Source organism: uncultured Paracoccus sp., from assembly GCF_947496875.1.
Lineage (GTDB): Bacteria > Pseudomonadota > Alphaproteobacteria > Rhodobacterales > Rhodobacteraceae > Paracoccus.
This window is the reverse complement of record NZ_CANMEH010000014.1, coordinates 13,067-31,533: the sequence shown is the minus strand read 5'-3', so window position 1 is coordinate 31,533 and position 18,467 is coordinate 13,067. Positions and strand designations below refer to the sequence as shown.

Annotated in this window: 19 protein-coding genes and 4 pseudogenes; 17 read left to right on the top strand and 6 right to left on the bottom strand. The window is 62.2% G+C overall.

Annotated features, from left to right (window positions below):
* The first annotated feature begins 159 nt into the window (after nucleotides 1–159).
* From Q0938_RS14600 to Q0938_RS14590, 3 genes and pseudogenes are all read left to right on the top strand, one after another.
* Nucleotides 160–1,086: a DUF2493 domain-containing protein gene (locus tag Q0938_RS14600; protein ID WP_299363748.1), complete on the top strand. Its 927-nt coding sequence runs from the start codon at nucleotides 160–162 to the stop codon at nucleotides 1,084–1,086.
* Between the two features lie 151 nt (nucleotides 1,087–1,237).
* Nucleotides 1,238–1,676, top strand: a pseudogene (locus Q0938_RS19445) (hypothetical protein).
* A 569-nt stretch (nucleotides 1,677–2,245) separates the two neighbouring features.
* Nucleotides 2,246–2,572, top strand: coding sequence for a DUF736 domain-containing protein (locus Q0938_RS14590; protein WP_299363742.1), 327 nt, complete (start codon nucleotides 2,246–2,248; stop codon nucleotides 2,570–2,572).
* Nucleotides 2,573–2,647: 75 nt separating this feature from the next.
* On the opposite strand, the pseudogene Q0938_RS14585 reads toward Q0938_RS14590, so the two are convergent.
* A pseudogene (locus Q0938_RS14585) lies at nucleotides 2,648–2,828 on the bottom strand (type II toxin-antitoxin system VapC family toxin); the annotation flags it as partial.
* Between the two features lie 258 nt (nucleotides 2,829–3,086).
* Between Q0938_RS14585 and Q0938_RS19440 the strand changes: the two are divergent.
* The gene (locus Q0938_RS19440; protein ID WP_343315218.1) at nucleotides 3,087–3,302 is read left to right on the top strand and encodes a DUF6499 domain-containing protein; all 216 of its coding nucleotides are present in this window, start codon (nucleotides 3,087–3,089) and stop codon (nucleotides 3,300–3,302) included.
* A complete protein-coding gene (locus tag Q0938_RS14580; RefSeq protein ID WP_299363740.1) occupies nucleotides 3,241–3,882 on the top strand; it encodes a DUF2285 domain-containing protein in 642 nt (213 codons plus the stop codon). Before Q0938_RS19440 ends, Q0938_RS14580 begins: the two co-directional genes overlap by 62 nt.
* Nucleotides 3,883–3,889: 7 nt before the next feature.
* Here the strand turns inward: Q0938_RS14580 and Q0938_RS14575 are convergent, their stop codons facing one another.
* Nucleotides 3,890–4,180, bottom strand: a complete 291-nt coding sequence (locus tag Q0938_RS14575) for a DUF2285 domain-containing protein (RefSeq protein ID WP_299363738.1) — start codon at nucleotides 4,178–4,180, stop codon at nucleotides 3,890–3,892.
* A 467-nt stretch (nucleotides 4,181–4,647) separates the two neighbouring features.
* On the opposite strand from Q0938_RS14575, the gene Q0938_RS14570 reads away from it, so the two are divergent.
* From Q0938_RS14570 to Q0938_RS19435, 9 genes are all read left to right on the top strand, one after another.
* Nucleotides 4,648–4,920, top strand: coding sequence for a helix-turn-helix domain-containing protein (locus Q0938_RS14570; RefSeq protein ID WP_204157982.1), 273 nt, complete (start codon nucleotides 4,648–4,650; stop codon nucleotides 4,918–4,920).
* Complete coding sequence (locus Q0938_RS14565) at nucleotides 4,921–6,012, top strand: replication initiator protein A (RefSeq protein WP_299363730.1); 1,092 nt, start codon at nucleotides 4,921–4,923, stop codon at nucleotides 6,010–6,012.
* A complete protein-coding gene (gene parA / locus Q0938_RS14560; protein WP_299363728.1) occupies nucleotides 6,009–6,662 on the top strand; it encodes a ParA family partition ATPase in 654 nt (217 codons plus the stop codon). The genes Q0938_RS14565 and parA overlap by 4 nt, the downstream gene beginning before the upstream one ends.
* Nucleotides 6,659–6,913 carry a hypothetical protein gene (locus Q0938_RS14555; protein ID WP_299363726.1) on the top strand — a complete coding sequence of 85 codons (255 nt, stop codon included), beginning with the start codon at nucleotides 6,659–6,661 and terminating at the stop codon, nucleotides 6,911–6,913. Before parA ends, Q0938_RS14555 begins: the two co-directional genes overlap by 4 nt.
* The gene (locus Q0938_RS14550; RefSeq protein WP_299363723.1) at nucleotides 6,910–7,428 is read left to right on the top strand and encodes a DUF2840 domain-containing protein; all 519 of its coding nucleotides are present in this window, start codon (nucleotides 6,910–6,912) and stop codon (nucleotides 7,426–7,428) included. The genes Q0938_RS14555 and Q0938_RS14550 overlap by 4 nt, the downstream gene beginning before the upstream one ends.
* Complete coding sequence (locus Q0938_RS14545; protein WP_299363721.1) at nucleotides 7,425–7,970, top strand: S26 family signal peptidase; 546 nt, start codon at nucleotides 7,425–7,427, stop codon at nucleotides 7,968–7,970. Before Q0938_RS14550 ends, Q0938_RS14545 begins: the two co-directional genes overlap by 4 nt.
* Nucleotides 7,971–8,005: 35 nt before the next feature.
* A complete protein-coding gene (locus tag Q0938_RS14540) occupies nucleotides 8,006–8,341 on the top strand; it encodes a DUF736 domain-containing protein (RefSeq protein ID WP_299363719.1) in 336 nt (111 codons plus the stop codon).
* Nucleotides 8,342–8,345: 4 nt separating this feature from the next.
* A complete protein-coding gene (locus tag Q0938_RS14535) occupies nucleotides 8,346–9,056 on the top strand; it encodes a lytic transglycosylase domain-containing protein (RefSeq protein WP_299363717.1) in 711 nt (236 codons plus the stop codon).
* A gap of 313 nt (nucleotides 9,057–9,369) precedes the next feature.
* Nucleotides 9,370–11,421 (top strand): DUF3363 domain-containing protein, encoded by a 2,052-nt coding sequence (locus tag Q0938_RS19435; RefSeq protein WP_366942761.1) that lies wholly within the window; start codon nucleotides 9,370–9,372, stop codon nucleotides 11,419–11,421.
* Nucleotides 11,422–11,746: 325 nt separating this feature from the next.
* On the opposite strand, the gene Q0938_RS14525 is transcribed toward Q0938_RS19435, so the two are convergent.
* The 3 genes and pseudogenes from Q0938_RS14525 to Q0938_RS14515 all read right to left on the bottom strand — a co-directional run bounded on the left by Q0938_RS14525 (nucleotide 11,747) and on the right by Q0938_RS14515 (nucleotide 14,671).
* Entirely contained in the window at nucleotides 11,747–13,027 is a 1,281-nt protein-coding gene (locus Q0938_RS14525; RefSeq protein ID WP_299363821.1) for an efflux transporter outer membrane subunit, read from the bottom strand.
* Nucleotides 12,931–13,583, bottom strand: a pseudogene (locus tag Q0938_RS14520) (conjugal transfer protein TraI); the annotation flags it as partial. The gene Q0938_RS14525 and the pseudogene Q0938_RS14520, both read right to left, overlap by 97 nt.
* Before the next feature lie 86 nt (nucleotides 13,584–13,669).
* Entirely contained in the window at nucleotides 13,670–14,671 is a 1,002-nt protein-coding gene (locus Q0938_RS14515) for an LLM class flavin-dependent oxidoreductase (RefSeq protein ID WP_299363715.1), read from the bottom strand.
* Nucleotides 14,672–15,444: 773 nt separating this feature from the next.
* Here Q0938_RS14515 and Q0938_RS14510 point away from each other — a divergent pair.
* The 3 genes and pseudogenes from Q0938_RS14510 to Q0938_RS14500 all read left to right on the top strand — a co-directional run bounded on the left by Q0938_RS14510 (nucleotide 15,445) and on the right by Q0938_RS14500 (nucleotide 17,674).
* Entirely contained in the window at nucleotides 15,445–16,020 is a 576-nt protein-coding gene (locus Q0938_RS14510; RefSeq protein ID WP_299363712.1) for a TetR/AcrR family transcriptional regulator, read from the top strand.
* A gap of 177 nt (nucleotides 16,021–16,197) precedes the next feature.
* Nucleotides 16,198–16,563, top strand: a pseudogene (locus tag Q0938_RS14505) (transposase family protein); the annotation flags it as partial.
* Nucleotides 16,564–16,783: 220 nt separating this feature from the next.
* Nucleotides 16,784–17,674 (top strand): aldo/keto reductase, encoded by an 891-nt coding sequence (locus Q0938_RS14500; protein ID WP_299363709.1) that lies wholly within the window; start codon nucleotides 16,784–16,786, stop codon nucleotides 17,672–17,674.
* Nucleotides 17,675–17,950: 276 nt separating this feature from the next.
* Here Q0938_RS14500 and Q0938_RS14495 read toward each other — a convergent pair whose 3' ends face one another.
* Nucleotides 17,951–18,382: a ribbon-helix-helix domain-containing protein gene (locus Q0938_RS14495; protein WP_299363706.1), complete on the bottom strand. Its 432-nt coding sequence runs from the start codon at nucleotides 18,380–18,382 to the stop codon at nucleotides 17,951–17,953.
* Between the last annotated feature and the right edge of the window lie 85 nt (nucleotides 18,383–18,467).

Below are 18,467 nucleotides of genomic sequence, written 5' to 3'. Positions count from 1 at the left end.
CCGTCGGCGGGCAAGCCCGCCTTTACAGCGCGAAACAAATCAGCCGGGCTTTGCCATCAAGACCCTCGCCAGAGGCTCGCGCTGCCAGACCGGAGCGCCCGTGGGCGTGTCTCGCCATGAAGGCCGCGACGGTCGCGGTCCAACTGACGGAAGCATCCCATGTACGCGCACGACGATTTCGAACCCGAGCACAGGACGTCCCCGACCGGCCACGCCATCGAAGAACTCGAACTCTACGGCTACCGCCCCTCCGAAGACGAGGCCGACCCCCGGATTACACCCGAAGATCACGTCATTCAGGGCGCAGTCTCCGACATCTTCGACGCCCTGATTTCCACCATGGCCGACACCAGCCTCGATTTCGACCTCGACGAGATCATGTGGTCCACCGTCAACACCTTCCACCGCGCTGTCGAGCGGATCGAGACCAAACTCGACGATAACGAGCAGGCACAGAAGCGCCTTCAGCGCGAACAGGACGGCAGCGAGGTCAAATCCGTCCAGCTCGAAACCCTGATCGGCGCGGGCCAAAGCCTGATCGAGCGCCGCGACAGCATGGAAACCTTCCGCGATACCGCCGCCGACATCTATCTGCGCGCCACCGGCACGCCCTGGTCGCAACGCTCCGGCTCACGGGTCAACCATCGCCAGATGACCTCGGCCATGATCGACAGCCGCGACTTCATCGCCGCAAAACGTCGGGCCGACAACGAGGTGCTGCTGCCCGCCGGACCAAAGATCGCCTTCTCGGGCGGCGACACCACCGATCACCAGACGATCTGGGCCAAGCTCGATCAGGTCCACGCCAAGCACCCGGACATGGTGCTGATGCACGGCGGATCGCCCAAGGGCGCGGAACGCATCGCTGCCACGTGGGCCAACAACCGCAAGGTCGCACAGGTCGCTTTCAAACCCGACTGGGCGAAATATGCCAAGGCAGCACCGTTCAAGCGCAACGACCAGATGCTCACCACGATGCCAATCGGGGTCATCATCTTCCCCGGAACGGGCATTCAGGACAACTTGGCCGACAAGGCCCGCAAGATAGGTATCCCGGTCTATCGCTTCGGGACCGGCAGCGCGTGAGCGCTGCCTTCCCACCTCATCATCAGCGTGCCGATAGCTCCCGCCGATCAATCCACATCGCACAGACAGGCATATTCATGCTATATGTCGCGATGCGCCATGGTGGTGGTGGAAGGCGCAACCGTCCAACCTTTTGCACGGAGACACCACCATGATCGTTCTCGGAATCCTCGTTTCCATCGCAGCCATCGGCACTATGTGCTGGTTGCTGTTCAATCTCGCCGTCTTTGCTCTGCCGTTCTTTATCGGTCTGAACGCGGGCACCTTGGCCTATGGCACTGGTGCTGGCTGGCTCGGCGGCATCGTTGTTGGTCTTCTCGCCGCCGGTCTGACACTGGCAGTCGGTCAGGGCCTGCTCATGCTGGTCCGTCCGATCTGGGCGCGTTTGCTGATTGCTCTGGCCTTCGTCGTTCCGGCAGGGATGGCCGGGTTTTACGCCACGCTCGGAATCGTCAAGCACGATGCCGTCCGATACATGGCAGCTCATCTTCTCGGTGGTCGGCGCGGTTGCCGTGGGCGTGACGGCGTTCCTGCGCGTTGCAGGCATGGCGGCAGCCGGTCCAGCGGACGGGAACCTTGCACGCACCTGAACCGCAATGATCCGTTGATGGCGACCAGAAGCGGATGCGGATCATCTTCCATCTTCGTCAGGAAAATGGTGGCAGACAGCGACCAGGCATCGGATCAGCTTGAGGCACAGACGCGGCTCATAGGAGCGCAGAACGGGGAGCACCAGCGTTTGTGGACTGACCAGAACCCGGTTGGGGGCAATGCCGGTAGAACACGTCGGGAAAAGAGATGCGCATGGCCTGGGACGCAGGGCGACAGGCAATGCCGGTGTTACCCGTCTGGTCATCATGATGGGGCTTCAAGATTGCCACGTCTCCGTTCAGCCCCCGTGTCTCGACCGCTCCAAACGGCCTCTTCAATGGCCTGATCTGGCCGAAGAGCAGCGCGATACGCTTCGACCGCTTTAGCGCAACAGCGTCGTCACAACTTTCTTCCCCTGACGGCAGAGCCGCCATTCCGCGCTGAACAAGAAAGTTTCTCCTGTGCTGTCCAGCCCCCAAAGGGGGTGCGCCAGCGTTCGTCTCCGGCCAGTCGATCGCCATAGAGGCCGCAATGGTGCGGGCTCGGAAACGGAAAACGGAGACTTAAAATGGCAACCATCGGCACCTTCAAGAAGACCGGCTCGAACGACTTCACCGGCGAAATCGTCACCCTAAGCGTCAAGGCCAAAGGCGTGCGCATCGTTCCCGACCTGCGCGCCACCGGCGAGAACGCCCCCAGCCACCGGGTTTTGGTCGGCCGCGCCGAAATCGGCGCCGCCTGGTCCAAGCGCTCTAACGAAGGCCGCGACTATCTGGGCCTCAAGCTGGACGATCCGAGCTTCAACGCCCCGATCTACGCCAACCTCTTCGATGACGAAGAAGGCGAAACCTTCTCCCTCATCTGGTCCCGCCCCAACGGTCGCCGCGGCGACTGAGGCGCGGCACAAAGGCTCCGACCGCAAGGTCGGGGCCTTTCTCATACCCGAAAGCCGTCACGCCCACCGCAACCGCTATACCCGGTTCTCCACCCGCACGCCGGGCATGCGGACGAACTCCTTCATGTTATTCGTCACCACGATCAGCCCTTCGCTGCGGGCGTGTGCGCCGATCTGCATGTCGTGCGGCCCGCAAGGCGTGCCCCGCACGCTCCAGCTCGGCGCGGACCTGCCCATAATGGGCGGCCGCCTTGTCGCCCAGCGGGCCGCGCTCTTGGCTGCGCCGGAACCACGCAGTTGCGCGTTTCCGCCATTCGGCTTCGATCACTGACACAAGTATGTCGTCAGGGTGTCTCCCATGTGATGCGCAACAGTGCTAACGAGATTGTATAATGGATTGATCGGGTTAGGCGATCCACTTATCGCGTTAGAGACGCTACCGCAAAACCATTCAATACCGCAGCCTTTTCAGGTCGGATGGGCCTTGTGCCGTCCGGCTTTGGGAGGACGCGCCATGCAGAGCATAGATTGGCGTATTCCGGCGGCCTATAGACGCATTAAAGACCTTCCGCCCGCCGGTTTCGCCTGGGAATATCTTCGTCGTAACGAAGACTATCGCCATGACGTCGAGAGACTCGCGCAGAGGAGAGAACCCGCGGGAGAAGAGGTTGACGCCTTTGCTGCCCGCTGGGGGGTACGATTTCGCACACGACCCCGACGCGCAGCCTGACGGCGCACCGCCTTTCTGGTCGCCGCATTTCAATCCGCAGGCTATTATTCTGTCACCGGTCGAGCAGAACAATCCCGATGACAGGAGGCTTGTCGCTCTTGCGCATCTCGATGGCCTGATCCTGCGCCGCGCGCCGGATGGCTGGCACGCGATCTGGCGTATCGGTGGGATGGAGCATCAATTCTGGCTGCCACAGGGCGCGATCGATGCGGCAGCTTTCTATGCTGCAATCCTGCCCATGGACGAGTTCATGGAATTACGCGCCCATGCGGCCCGCCGCCTCTGGAGGTGCCTGACAGGCCGCTCTCCGGGTCCGGATATTCGCGCCATGCCGGCGCAGCTTCGGCAATGGCACCTTCTGTCGCTACGGGCGCTGGACGCACGGCTGCACGGCGAAAGCTATCGCGCCGTTGCCGAAGTCCTGCTCGGCTTCCGTGGTAACAAGGAAGATTTCGAGGCTGATCCGCGCAAGAATAAGGCACGTCGTCTTGTTGCCCACGGCATCAGGATGATGCGCGGGGGCTATCGGTTGCTTTTGCATTATCCGGTCAAGCCGATTCCACGATCAAAAGGCAAATGAGGCAATCTCACCGATTCCTGTTTGCCGCAGCCTGTTCCAGTATTTGCCTGTAACCTTCCCGTGACAGCCATTGAGCGCGTTCCAGATGGCTCTGCCAGCATCGTCGGGTTCGCATCTCATCTGATGTCGGATCGCGGTGCAGAACTATTCGCGCCACTTCCTTCCAGTCGGCTTCCTCGGACTTGGCGTCGAGAAGGCGCAGATAAGTCACAAAGTGCTGCTCGTCATAGGCGGTGATGACATGGCCGGACGGGGCCAGATCATCCACATCGGGGTCAAGTTCGACGGGTGTTTTCACGATTATTCCCCTTCTTTCAGAAGAGTTTCTGCGGTTCGCCCCCGCAATAAAACTCTCTGACTCCTGGTGATCGGGGAGTTAGTAACCGTGTTGGACGGCCCCATGGCCTTTAGGCGAGAAGCCCTGAACATACGCCAAGGGCTCCCCGACCATAGGGTCAAGGAGTGTGGCATCGTCACGGCCGACACCAACCGCCAACAAGGGTTACTAAGCCCCGGAGCAGTGCGTCTGCTCCATCTGTGTTCATAGCTGAACTGCGTGCGGATGTCTTGGGCGAATCCGCATCGGGCTCACTGAGTTGCTGAAATCTCACGTCTTTTCACGCTGGCACAGCCTATTTCAGGGGTGCCGTCTGCGCATAGGCGCAAATGCGGCACGCTACATGCCGCCGATCACTTCCCATGGTTCGCCATAGCGCGCCGCCGTCTCCGGCAGCCGCATCAACCTGACGCACCGGAGGTGATCTCATGGCCGAGCGCCGCAACACGGAAATGCCACCGCGCATGCTGCGCACTCAGGAAGCTGCGCGTTTCCTCGGTATTTCTCTTCGCACGCTGGAAAAACACCGGACCTACGGGACCGGTCCGACCTATCGCAAAATCGGCGGCCGCGTCCTCTATACGGTCGAGGATCTTCAGTCCTGGGCCGACATCGGCACGCGCAAATCCACCAGTGACGAGGGCGCAGGCACGGTCTTTCCGGCGCGCCCCCTGACGCCTGAAGAGCGGAGCAAGCTCTGAATGCGGCGCGTCGATCAACATGACGCCTTGCGGAGAGAAGGCGGTAGCGAGCGCAGCCACCTCGATCCCTTCGTGGTCGCAACCGGCGATGCCAGTCCACGCGACCAGCGCGATCTGATGGAACGGCCTTTCTTCTCGCTGGCGAAGACGCCGCGCACGAAGCCCATCCTCTACAAGACCGCCGATCTCGAGGTGCAGGTGTTCGGGATGCCCGAACATGGAATGGCGACGATCTGGGATGCTGATGTGCTGATCTGGGCTGCAAGCCAGATCGTCGCCGCCGAAAACAACGGCATCAAGACATCCCGCTTCTTCCGCTTCACCCCATATCATCTGCTGCGCGCCATCGGGCGCGACACCGGAAACCGGCAATATCTGCTGCTGAAGGCAGCGCTTGCCCGGCTGCAATCCACGGTCATCGCCACGACGATCCGTAACGGCAAGCATTGGCGCCGCCGCCAGTTCTCCTGGATCAACGAATGGGAAGAGATGACCACGCGCGACGGTCGCGTCGAGGGCATGGAGTTTGTCCTGCCCGAGTGGTTCTACAACAGCGTCCTTGACCGTTCGCTGGTCCTGACCATCGACCCGGATTATTTCCGGCTGACAGGCGGTATCGAGCGCTGGCTCTACCGTGTCGCCCGTAAACATGCCGGACATCAGCCGCATGGTTGGCTGTTCGAGGTTGCGCACCTCTACCAGAAATCCGGCAGCATGGCCCGGCCATCGGACTTTGCGCTGGACCTGCGCCGCGTTGCTGCCCGCCAGCCGCTGCCCGGCTACAGGCTCAAGATCCTGCGCGAAGATCGCCGCGAACTGCTGCGAATCCGCCCCGAAAGCCTATCCACAGTGCCTGTTGATAACATTGTGGATACCGTCGGTACATCAGGCGCAAAGGGTATCGGTACATCAGGCGCAGCACTATCGGCACATCAGGCGCAGGAACCCCAGTTAAGTCTCTGGAATAAAGCGCAGAATCCGACTGCTAACTTTGAATCTAACATAGAATCTAACTTTTCTTCTTTGACGCGCGCGCATGGGAGGCACGGCGCCAGTGCCACTTCCCGCCGACCAGGGCGGGGCACGCCATGATCGTCGCGCTCCTCAATCAGAAAGGCGGCGTGGGCAAGACCACGCTGGCGCTGCATCTCGCCGGAGCCTGGGCTGTGCAAGGCAAGCGCGTCATTCTGATCGATGCCGACCCGCAAGGCTCTGCACTCGACTGGTCGGAGCGGCGCAGCCATGAAGGGCTGCCAAGGCTGTTCACCGTCATCGGCCTTGCCCGCGATACCCTGCACAGGGAAGCGCCGGAGCTGGCGCGCGACGCCGATCATGTCGTCATTGATGGTCCGCCCCGTGTCGCTGGTCTGATGCGCTCAGCGCTGCTTGCAGCCGATCTGGTGCTGATCCCGGTGCAGCCGTCTCCTTTCGACGGCTGGGCCTCCGCCGGGATGCTGGCGCTTCTGAACGAAGCACGCATCTATCGTCCTCAACTGGCCGCCCGTTTTCTGCTGAACCGATGCGGTGCGCGCACCGTCATCGCCCGCGAAACAGCCGAGACACTGGCTGACCATGATCCGCCCCTGCTGGCCACAACGATCGGACAGCGTGTCGCCTATGCCGAAGCCGCACAGACCGGACGGCTGGTCTCGGAGATCGATGGCGGCGAACGGGCTACACAGGAGGTCATCGCACTTGCAGCCGAGATCGATGGCCTCGGTATCGGGAGGATCGTGCCATGACACGTCCGTCCGTCAAATCCGGCTTCGCATCGCGTCCGTGCAATCCCGATAGCTGGGTCAGAACCGCCGATGCGCCGGCAACCGGCAAGACGGCTGCGGAGGCGTTCACCGCCCGTCTGACTATCGACATCACGCCCGAACTGCGCGGGCGCATCAAGGTTGCCGCTTTCCGGCGCGGCGTCACCGTCGCCGTCATGCTGCGTGAGCTGCTGGTCCGCGAGTTTCCACCCACCGAAGGAGATCAGCCATGACCGGCAGAACCGTGCGTACAGTACATGAACATCCGCGTGCGGACGGGGCAGCACCGTTCACCACATTGGTCGAACTGACCTTCCAGAAGAAGAAGGTCGAGCGCTGGATCAGGTTCGGTCACAAGAGCTTGGAGCAGATCATCGACCGCCGCCGAAGTCTGATCGGCTTTGCGCCCGAAAGCATCTTCGCCTTCGTCCGCTGGGCCTCCAACGATTACGGCACCATCGTTTCGCGGCTCGACATCCTGCGCGCTGTCGGGCGTGGCGAACCGTACCAGACCGTGCCCTTCGTTCGTCCTGGCGGTGAGATCCTGCTGCGTGTCGATGGCTGGCCGAAGGTCCAGCGGGTTATGGCTCTGATTGACGCCGTGGACGCGCTTGGCGTCGATCCGGCGGATGTTGCGCCGGACCATTGGCGGCACGTCCACAACCGTTTGAGCGCCGGTCAGGAACCCAATCCCTACACCCCGGAGCGCCATGCCGCGTGGGTCAGGCGCCGGAGGATTGCGCCATGAGCCGCCGTCATATCCTCGCCGTGTCCATGCTGGCCGTCGGCACGCTTGTCGCCACGGCGGTTGCCGATCTGCCAACTCGGCTGATCTGGAATGCAACCGCCAGCGCGCCCATTGGCTTCTACGCAGTTACTCTCGCCGATGGGCTCGAGGTTCCGGAACTGGTCGCCATCATGCCGTCTGAGCCGCTGGAGCGGTTCATGGTCGAGCGTGGCTATATCGGACGCGGCGTGCCGCTGCTGAAGCGTGTCCTCGGCCTGCCGGGACAGCGCCTCTGCCGCAACGGTGCGACCATTACCGTCGATAATGTCGAGATGGGGGACGCACTGGAGCGCGACCGCATGGGCCGTGATCTGCCGGTCTGGCAGGGCTGCCGCATCATCGGCGACGGTGAACTCTTCCTCATGAATTGGGACATCCGGGACAGCCTCGATGGCCGTTACTTCGGACCTGTTCCCTCCAGTTCCGTCATCGGCCGGGCGCTCCCGCTCTGGACCGATGAGGAAGGCGATGGCCGCTACGAATGGCGGGCGGCCACGCATTGAACCCACGCCGAAACCTCAACGACAGGAGATTTTTCATGCCACAGATCGGATTGTTCACGCGCGATGAAACGGGCTTTTCCGGGCGCGTTCACACGCTCACGCTCTTCCGTGAGCTTACCATCCTACCAGCCGAGCATTCGGACGCCGAAAACGCGCCGGACTACCGTGTCCATCACGGAGCTGATGACGGCCCCGAGGTCGGCGCTGCATGGAAACGCACCGGCGAAAAAGCTGGCGAATATCTCTCGGTGCTGCTCGACGATCCCGCCTTGCCGCAGCCGATCCGCGCCAATCTGTTCCGCGACGACGATGCAGGCTCGTCATGGTCGCTGCACTGGAGCCGCCCGCGGCCCCGCGAAGATCGGGACTGAGATCATGCGATCCCGCGCCCTTCTTCTCTTCACGGCCCTTCTGTCGGCTGGCAGCGGATTGACGCCCGCGATTGCGCAGGTGCCGCCACAACCCGCGCCTGTCGCCGTGCATCCCCATGCTGCTTTCATTGCCGAGGCGTCACAGGGCTTCGGCATTCCGGAGCACTGGATTCGGGCCGTGCTGCGTGTGGAAAGCGCGGGCGATGTACGCGCCATCTCATCGGCGGGTGCAATGGGACTGATGCAGGTCATGCCCGATACCTGGGCTGGCCTGCGCAGCCGTCATGGCCTCGGGCGCGATCCTTACGATCCGCGCGACAACATCCTCGCAGGTACAGCGTATCTGCGGGAGATGTGGGACCGCTATGGCAATGTCGCGGCAATGCTTGCCGCCTACAATGCCGGTCCCGGCCGCTATGACGAGCATCTGGCGACAGGCCGCACTTTGCCCGCAGAAACACGCGCCTATGTCGCCACGCTCGCACCTGTTCTCGGCAGTGCGACTGCGCCTGATGTGCCGACGATTGTGCCGCCGCCACCGCCGGATTGGCGCGAAGCTCCGCTCTTCGTTGCGCAATCCAGCGGCAATTCAGCGGCGGCCAATCAGCCGTCGAGCGACGTCCGCGCAACTGTTCCTCTGCGCGATTCCGTCGATCAGGAGCCGCAGGGCGGCGGCATATTCGTGGCCCGTGCGAGCAATGGAGATGCGCCATGAGTATGGGGTCTCCAAGTTGCTTCGGTCCGCTTCGGGTGTGTAGTCAGGCAAGGGGTCGCCTGGTTGTATTCCCGGCAGGAAGGGCAAAAAGGGCAGGGAAGGCGGAGGGCAAGATAAAGGAACATGGCACCATTGCGGGCCAGTTCTCGAAATTGTTGTTGTCTGCACACTGTTTAGGTGGGTCGCGAGCGGCACCATGTTTTCGGCCCCCGCGTGCCGGGACTTGGCGCAAAGCCTTGACTTTGCGGGGTTTTGACCGGCACCATCGCCGCCAATTGCCCGATTTTTCGCGATTTTGGCCGGGGCCGCGCCCATGAGCGCAGATGACGAAATCCGCTTCCGCCCGAAGCTTGGCCGCATCCGCGCCGATACGCCGAAGGTCGGCAGGTCAGGGAGCTTTCTGACGCAGGCGAAGAAGCTCGCCCGGCAGCACAGCACCGCCCATGCCAAATACTCGCCGCGCCTCGAATCCCGCACGGCCGCGAAGGGCGGCAAAGGCCCTCGCTCGGCCAAGGGGCCGGGCGTGCAGCGCGGGCGTGGCGCATGCTTCGTTCGCGCCCGCATCTTGTCGGGCGGCTGGCGGCACAGCGCGCCGGGGATGCGCCGCGTCGTCGTCAACACCCGCTATGTCAAGGACGCCGGCCGGAACGGCAGATCGGTGGCCCATCTGCGCTATATCCAGCGCGACGGGACATCGCGCGACGGCGAGCGCGGCCAGCTCTATTCGGCGAGCCAGGATCGCGCTGATGGCGATGCCTTCGTCGAGCGCGGCAAGGAGGACCGTCATCAATTCAGGTTCATCATATCACCGGAGGACGGTGCGGATCTCGTGGACCTGACGGCGCACACGCGCGACCTGATGAGCCGGATCGAGGCCGACCTTGGCACGAAACTCGATTGGGTCGCGGTCAACCACTACAACACCGGCCATCCCCATGTGCATGTCATCGTCCGGGGCAAGGACGAGCTGGGCGAGAATCTCGTTATCAACGGCGACTATCTCGCCAACGGAATCCGCGAGCGTGCCAGCGAATTGACCACGCTCGAGCTGGGGCAGGTGACCGAGATTGAGCAGAGCCGCAAGCTGTCCGCCGAGTTAGATCAGGACCGTTTCACCCGCATCGATCGGGCGATGACGGAGGAAGCCGACGGGCGGTTTCTCGATCTTCGTCATGAGGCTGCCGAGCCTCGCCGCCAGTTCAATCGCGCGCTGCGCCTACGCCGCCTCGCCAAACTGGAGAAGATGGGCCTTGCCATCCCACATGCGCCGGGCGTGTGGGAATTGAGCAAAGACATGGAGCCGGCCCTTCGCGAGCTGGGAGAACGTGGCGACATCATCCGCAACATGCACAAGGCGCTGAAGGGCGATGGCCTGGACCGCGATCCCATGACCTTCCATCTCCATGATGGACCACCGGAGGCGCTCATCGCCGGGCGCGTCGTAAACAAGTATCTGTCCGACGAGATGGGCGAGAACCTGACGGTCGTTGTGGACGGGATCGACGGGCGGACGCACCACATCGCGGGCGTCGCGCCCGAGCGGCTGGAGGATGCCCGCATCGGCAGCATCATCGAGATCGGCCCGGTCGAGGCGACGGCCCGGCCGTCCGACAGCACCATCACCGCCATCGCCGAGGACGGCATCTATCGTCCGAGCCGCCATCTGGAGCAGGCGAAATTCGAGAGCCGCGTTCCCGGCGGCGACTATGAGGGCTATGTCGATGCTCATGTGCGCCGGCTGGAGGCGCTGCGCCGTGCCGGGATCGTCGAGCGGATCGACGCCGGCCAATGGAGCATCCCCGATGATCTGGTCAGCCGTGCCGCCGCCTATGACGCTGGCCGCGACCTGCAAGCCAGCGTGCGCGTCCTTTCCCCCGTCGATCTAGGCAAGCAGATCGGATCGGATGGCGCGACCTGGCTGGACCGGCGATTGGTCCATGGCGAGACGGCCGACCTTGCCCCGGTCGGCTTCGGCCAGCAGGTGCGCGAGGCGATGGACCAGCGGTGCGAGCATCACATCGAACAGGGCGACGCCACCCGAGCGCGGAACGGCCGCAACTTCTATCGGCGCAGTCTTCTCGCCACCCTGCGCGAGCGCGAGGTTGTCCGCGCCGGCGCGGAGATGGCCGAGAGCAAGGGGCTGCCGTTCCGTGCCGCCACGGACGGCGAGAGCGTCAGCGGCAAGTTCACGGGCACCGTGCAGCTATCGAGCGGCAAGTTCGCCATTGTGGAGAAGAGCCACGAGTTCACCCTTGTCCCGTGGCGGCCTGTCATCGATCGCCAGCTCGGCCGCGAGGTCATGGGCGTCGTGCGGGGCGGATCGGTGTCGTGGCAATTGGGGCGGCAGCGGGGGTTGGGGCTGTAACCACATTTGTTATTTGGTTATGCCTATGCGCTTCGCGTTTACGGTTTCCCGGCCGCACCGATGCTTCTGGGCTGCGTCCTTGGACCGATGATGGAGGAGCATTTCAGGCGGGCGATGCTCCTGTCACGCGCCAGCTTTGCGACTTTCATTGACCGGCCCATCACGCGACGGTTCTGGCGAACGCGCTCATCGTTCTGCTTTGGGGGCTCAAACCTCTTTTGCTCAACCGGTCACGAGCCGGTTGACTGGCACGGCCAACGCCGTCCGGCGTTCAGACGATAAGTGTCCGTTGATCGAACCTGCCATATCGCAGATGATTTTGGGACTACCGTCTGGCGGCAAGTGCCGGTTCTGCCCGAGGACGTACACGCGGCCCGGTCTCGCCATCGATCACCAGGGGAATGCTTGTCTCAACCACACCGTTCCAGCCTCCACCGAGAGCCTTGTTCAGACTAATGTAGCCGTGCACCAATCCGAGTTGGCTATCTATAAGAGCAGCCTGCGCCCGGTACAATTCGCGTTGAGAGTCCAGGAGAGCGAGGTAGTCGCTTGCTCCGGCTTCATATTCGACCTGCGCCGCGTTTCTGGCCGTCTGATAGGACGAAACAGCGGAGGCCAACGTGGCGCTGCGATTGCGCTGCTGTGTAAGCGCGACGATCGAGGTTTCGACATCCTCGATGGCGACGAAGATAGCTTGCTGATACGCTGCAAAACTCTGGTCCCGCCGTGCCCGCTCGATTTCTACAGCAGCTCTCAACTGGCCACTGGGAAAAATCGGAATCGATACCGCCGGTCCAACGGCCCACGCGATCGTTGATTTCTCGGCAAGATCGCTGAGGCTCAATGCCTGCGTAGCCAGATTGCCTGTCAAGCTGATGGAAGGATAGCGAGCGGCCTCGGCCACGCCGATCCTGGCAGTTTGCTGGGCCAGACGGCGCTCAGCAAGCCTTACGTCGGGGCGCGCAAGCAGTGTTTCTGCGGGAATGCCTACCGGCATCGGCAGTTTGGAGCGCGGTATTGGAGCCGCGTGAGAGAGCTGGTTTTCAATGTGCCCGGGCTGGATTCCCAGCAGCGTGGCAAGCCTGTGAGCCGCATCCGTGCGCTCGATCTCAAACAGTGGAATATCGGCTTCGGTGATCGCCGCCAGCGCTTCGGCATTGGCGACCTCAGCACGAGAGCCGGCGCCTCCCTCGAAGCGGGTTCGCGTGAGCGACGCGGTTTCCCGGTGTGAACGGGCCGAGGTTCGGGCGAGGCTGAGTCGGGCCTGGCTGGCGCGGGCCTGGCTGTAGTTGGCCGCCACGTCGCCGATCAAAACCAGCATGACGTTGCGTAGGTCTTCCTCAGCCGCATCAAATCCATATCTTGCGGCTTCCACGCTGCGTCGTCGTCCACCAAACAAGTCAACTTCCCAGCTTGTATCGAAACCGCCGCGGTACGAAGTCGTGGTCTCGGCTCGCCCGGTAGCCGTCTCTGAGGCGGAGTTCCGCGCACGACGGGTTGAGGCCGATCCGTTACCTGTGCCGTAATCTGCCCGGGCAGGTCGGAGCGGATGCCGGTGATGAGCGTGGCGGAAATCACCGCGCCGGCCTGAAGCACATAAGGCGATGCCGGCGCCATGACGCGATCCGGCGCAACGGTTCGGCGGTCGACGCCGGTGTTGAGGAAGGCAAGCTGGCGGTCTTGGGCTGTGGGCGTGCCGGGCTGGCCGGACAGTCCTAATCCGGCAAGGTTCGGCGCAGCGACGCCAGCTGTCGCGCCGGCGGTTGAAGTGCCAGGCGCGGTCTGGAAGAAGACGCGGCTCAGGCGGGCCGCTTCCTCCTCGGCCATCCGGCGTTGCTCCTCTGGATCGACGTTGGGTGTCGTGATGGCTGGCGGCGGATCGGTTGCCCGCGGTTCTGAGCGTCGAGGATCGGTCTTCCAAGATCGCCGGGCAATGCAGGCCCGAGGATCGGTCCGGTGTAGTCGCGTGGCAGACCGGCGATGCCATCTGCCGTGGCGCGATTGTCGACGGAATAGAGTTCCTCATTGCCTGAGCCGGGGTCCCGGGTCTGGAGTGCATAGATCAGGGCCCCGCCAATACCGAGGCTGGCAACAAGACCGACACCGGCAAGCACCTTGCGCGAGACGCGCATGACGCGGGGAACGTCGGCGCGCAGTCGCATATTCGAGCGATACGAGAGCTTTTTTAATCGGTCCCTCGCCGGCAAGGTTGATATGAATGGACTCGCAGCGCTGTATGCTTCCGAGTTTAACCTGCCTTCGACAGTTCCCGGTGCGCGTCGGCCAAAATCTCGAACGAGCGCAGTCGCGCCGAATGGTCGAATATCTGCGACGTGACCATCAGTTCGTCTGCGTTGGTGCGGCGGATGAAGGCGTCGAGGCCGCTGCGCACGATTGCGGGCGAGCCGACGATGGAGCAGGAAAGCGACTGGTCGAGCATCGCGCTCGCCGTCGGCTCGATCTGGCTGCGGTAACCGGTGACGGGTGGCGGCAGCCGCCACGGGCGGCCGGTGAGGATACTAACTAACGCCTGCTGCTGCGTGGAAAACAGAAGTTCGGCCTCCGCATCCGTCGGCGCGGCGATGACGTTTAGGCCGAGCATCACATAGGGCTTTTCGAGCCGCGCCGAGGGCTGGAAGCGCGAGCGGTAGATATGGATCGCGTGTTCCATTTCGGCGGGCGCGAAATGCGAGGCGAAGGCGTAGGGCAGGCCGAGCCTTGCGGCGAGCTGCGCGCCGTAGGTTGACGAGCCGAGAATCCATACGGGTACATCCTCGCCCTCGCCAGGCACCGCGCGAATGCGCTGGCTTGGCTCGGCCGCATGGAAATAGCCGATCAGTTCGACGACATCCTGCGGAAAGCTGTCGACGCCGGCATTGAGATTTCGACGCAATGCGCGGGCCGTCTCCATGTCGGTGCCCGGCGCACGGCCAAGGCCTAGGTCGATGCGGCCCGGATGAAGCGCTGCCAGCGTGCCGAACTGCTCGGCGATGACCAGCGGCGCATGGTTGGGAAGCATGATGCCGCCGGCGCCGACGCGGATGGTGGAAGTGCCCGCCGCAATATGAGCGATGACCACGGAGGTGGCGGCGCTGGCTATACCCGGCGAGTTATGGTGCTCGGCAACCCAATAGCGCCGGTATCCGAGCCGATCGGCGTTGCGTGCGAGATCAAGCGTATTGGCGAGCGACTGCGCGGCCGTGCCGCCTTCGGTGATCGGCGACAGGTCGAGAACGGAAAGTGGGATCATGAGAGGGCCTCCGGGGATCGAGAGTGGTAAGGTCTGGGAGCTCTATTGAGGGCAAAGGCAAAGATGGGTTTTGTGCCTGCACCGCGCTGGCAGTTCCGGCTGGCGACTTGAAGTCGACGGGCGATGAATACGACAGGCATAGAGGCGGAATATGCTGACCGCTCCAAATTGAAGCGTCCGGTCTGCGTTTCCGTATTGATAGAGACCCGCGAGGCACTTGAATTTGGAACTCTTCTTTCTCATTCCGCTGCACTGGTTGCATTGCTGGCCAACTGCGGATCCTCTCGTGCCGATAGGGTGCCTTGGCCAGCAGTACCGTGAGGAATGCCAAGGCCCCCGCAACTATGGATATACAGAAGCCATTGCTGGCGCCTAAGGTGTCCCTTACCCAGCCGGATGCGAAGGCACCGAGCGCCACGCCGATGCCGGTCATGACCCACGTGATGCTCTCCGTCAGCATAGCCGCCTGGACTCGCCGCTCGACCAGGCCGAAGGCAGTTATGCTGGTTTGGGAGAGCATTGCCACAATGCCGATTGGCATCAATGCCAATTGCATCCGAGCAACGAAGCCCGCAAGGGCGAACCCCTTGGCGCCTGGTGCTCTGAATATCCCAGCATATGGGTTCTGCACTACGATCACTCGCTGTGTTGACGGTTGCCCGGGTCACGTTTACATACGTGGCGTATCAATTCCGTAATGACATGCGGTACGTATGTCAACTGCAATACGACTCGTATGTAAGAGAGCCATGGTTTCCAGAACCCGTAGCGACATGATCGTTGAGACGCGCAGCAAGCTGATGGCGGCGGGAAGGCGAGCCTTTGCCGAAATGGGCTATGCCGGTGCCTCAATGGACAGCTTCACTTCTGATGTCGGGCTGACGCGGGGCGCGCTTTACCACCATTTCGGCAACAAGAAGGGCTTGTTCCAGGCGGTGGTCGCCGAGATCGATGCTGAAATGGTCAGTCGCCTCAAGGCTCGTGCCGCCGCTGCGCCGAACCCGTGGGAAGGCTACGTCCAAGAAGGGATTGGTTACATCGAGATGGCACTCGAACCTGAGATCCAGCGTATCGTTATGCGCGATGGACCGGCAGTGCTGGGGGATCCTAGCTCCTGGCCGAGCGCCGGCGGCTGCCTGAACGCGATGCGGGTGGGTCTCGAAGCGCTGATGGAGAGCGGCGTGGTCCGCCGGATCGATGCCGAAGCGACCGCGCGAATGCTTACCGGCGCATTGTGCTATATGGCGCAGTGGATCGCCGATGCAGAGGACCCGGTTGGCACCTCGATCCGGGTCACGGCCGCTTACCGGGCACTGGTCGAGGGACTGCTCAACGACCGCAAGGTGTAACGATCTGGTTCTGCCTTTGCGGGCAGCTCAAACAGGCCCTTCCAAGACCTGTTGTCCCTTTCCCTTACATTAGGTTTTTCCTCGCCTTGTGTGGTTCATTCGCCGTTAGCTACGGTGCCGCTATGGGCGGGCTTACAAACGAAGACAAAATGGTTGGACGGCCCAGGGGGCAAGATTTTGGGTGTCACGCTCACTGTTGATGACGGTTGGGTTGTTTCCGCTGCCGCAGCCATAATCGGCATTTGCTCCGACTGCGGAGGGCGAAGCCGACGGCGGCATGGCCGGTCCGACCGCAACCTCTAGGATCTGCCAGTCCAGGGCAAGCCGGTGATGTGAAACTCCTGCTGAGCCGCTGGCGATACTCGCATCAAGAATGTGAGCGACGAACGTTCACCGGCCGTCTGCCGACGGTTGCTTCCCCTATGCGCGGCGGACGATGAGGGGCGTGGAAATTGTAAATTGCTCGGCCATAGCACGGGCGGCCGTCCTGGCGAGCGCTTGATGCAACGCCTAGGCATGCCGGTCAGCAACGACACCACTGTAAGCTCGCCTGCCCGCTGCCATCAGCTTGCTGCGCATCTCAGCGATCATGTCGCTACGGATTTTGGAAACCATGGCTCTCTTGCATACGAGTCGTATTTCAATTGACATACGTATCGCATGTCATTAGGGCATTTTGGATACTCACGAATGTAAGTGTGACCAACACAGCGAGTGATCGTCAACGCAAACCTGCCGTCCCGTATATCGAAGGAGCATTGTTTTGGCCGGAAAAAGCCCTCTCATCAACTTGAATAATGGCGTGAAAATGCCGGCACTAGGTCTCGGAGTGTTCGCTGCGTCCGCCGAAGAGACCGCCTCCGCCATCGCGTCGGCAATCTCCAGTGGCTACCGTCTGATCGACACCGCCAGGTCGTATAACAATGAGGCTCAGGTCGGTGAAGGCATCCGCAACAGCGGCGTGGATCGCGCCGAGATGTTCGTCACCACAAAGCTGTTCAACGGCGACTATGGTTACGAGAGGGCGCTCAGGGCATTCGACGAAAGCCTCGGCAGGTTGGGGCTCGACTATGTCGATTTGTATCTGCTGCACTGGCCGACCAAAGATTGGAACGCCACGATCCAGTCCTGGAAGGCGGCGGAGAAAATTCTTGGTGACGGGCGTGCGCGCGCGATCGGTGTATGCAACTTCCTGGAGGATCAACTGGACGAACTGATCGCGGCAAGTGACGTCGTGCCGGCGGTCAACCAGATCGAGCTGCACCCCTATTTCGCGCAGAAGCCGCTGCTGGCGAAGAACAGGGCGCTCGGCATCGTCACGGAGGCTTGGTCGCCGATCGGCGGTGCCATCAACGATGGCGATGGGGACAATCATGGCGGCAGGAAGCACCCGCTGACCGATCCGGTCATCACCACTATCGCCGAAGCCCATGGTAGATCTGCCGCGCAGGTGATCTTGCGCTGGCACTTCCAGAACGATGTCGTTGCAATTCCGAAGTCAGTCAACCCCGAGCGCATCGCCAAGAATATTGACGTGTTCGATTTCGCGCTTAGCGACGGTGAGATGGCGCAGCTAGACGAGCTGGATACAGGGGTGCGCATCGGCCCTGATCCGCGCGACGTGGACACTAGCAGCTTTGCCGAATTTGTTTGATCTGAGATGATGCGATGAACCCCGCCTATGATCTCGAGGGTTCCTGCAGCAACATTTCGGCAAATCGGGAAACTGGTATCATCGATCGCATGAGCGATCGATGAACGGCCGGACAGCCCGACGGACCACGAAAATCCGCCGGCGCCGAAAGATACCTTGCAGTCTATATCTTTGCACCCCAACCGCGACGTTCCCCGAAATATTCGCGGCACGATGCGGGGTTGATTTTGGTGCGCCGCCGGTTTCGATCGAAAGTCAGTGGGTCTGATGGTTCGGCTATTCGTCAGGCTCGATTGTTGAGTCGCTTGCGGCGACGTCATCGGGGATTTCGCGCAAGAAGCTCTGCCCCTTTTGCAATCGACGCCCGAGGGTTTCCACGAAACCTTCGTAGCGTTCCCGCCCTTTGATTTGCGCGGCTGATTGCGCGTCAGGTGGAAGCGGTGGTGTGATCGTCAGCCAGAAGCGGACGAACAGAGCCAGAGTTTCGGCAGTGACGCCGAGATCGCGTTCCATGCGCTGCGCCTGCCGCGAAAGCCGGTCGAGGCGGCGGGCGAAGGCGGCTTCTCGCTTGTCGGCTCCATCCGGCGACAGGAACGATGCCACGGCTGCTTCGACGATGGCGGAGCGGGAAAGCTTCTTTCGCTCGGCCAGTTCGGAAATTCCCTTCATCAGGTCCGAGGGCAGATAGACGTTCATCCGGTCGCGCATGGGCTTCCTCACAGGTCCATATTGTCATTGGGGTCCATGGCGATCTGCCGGGCGACACCGCGCATCTGCTGGCGCAGCATGCGGG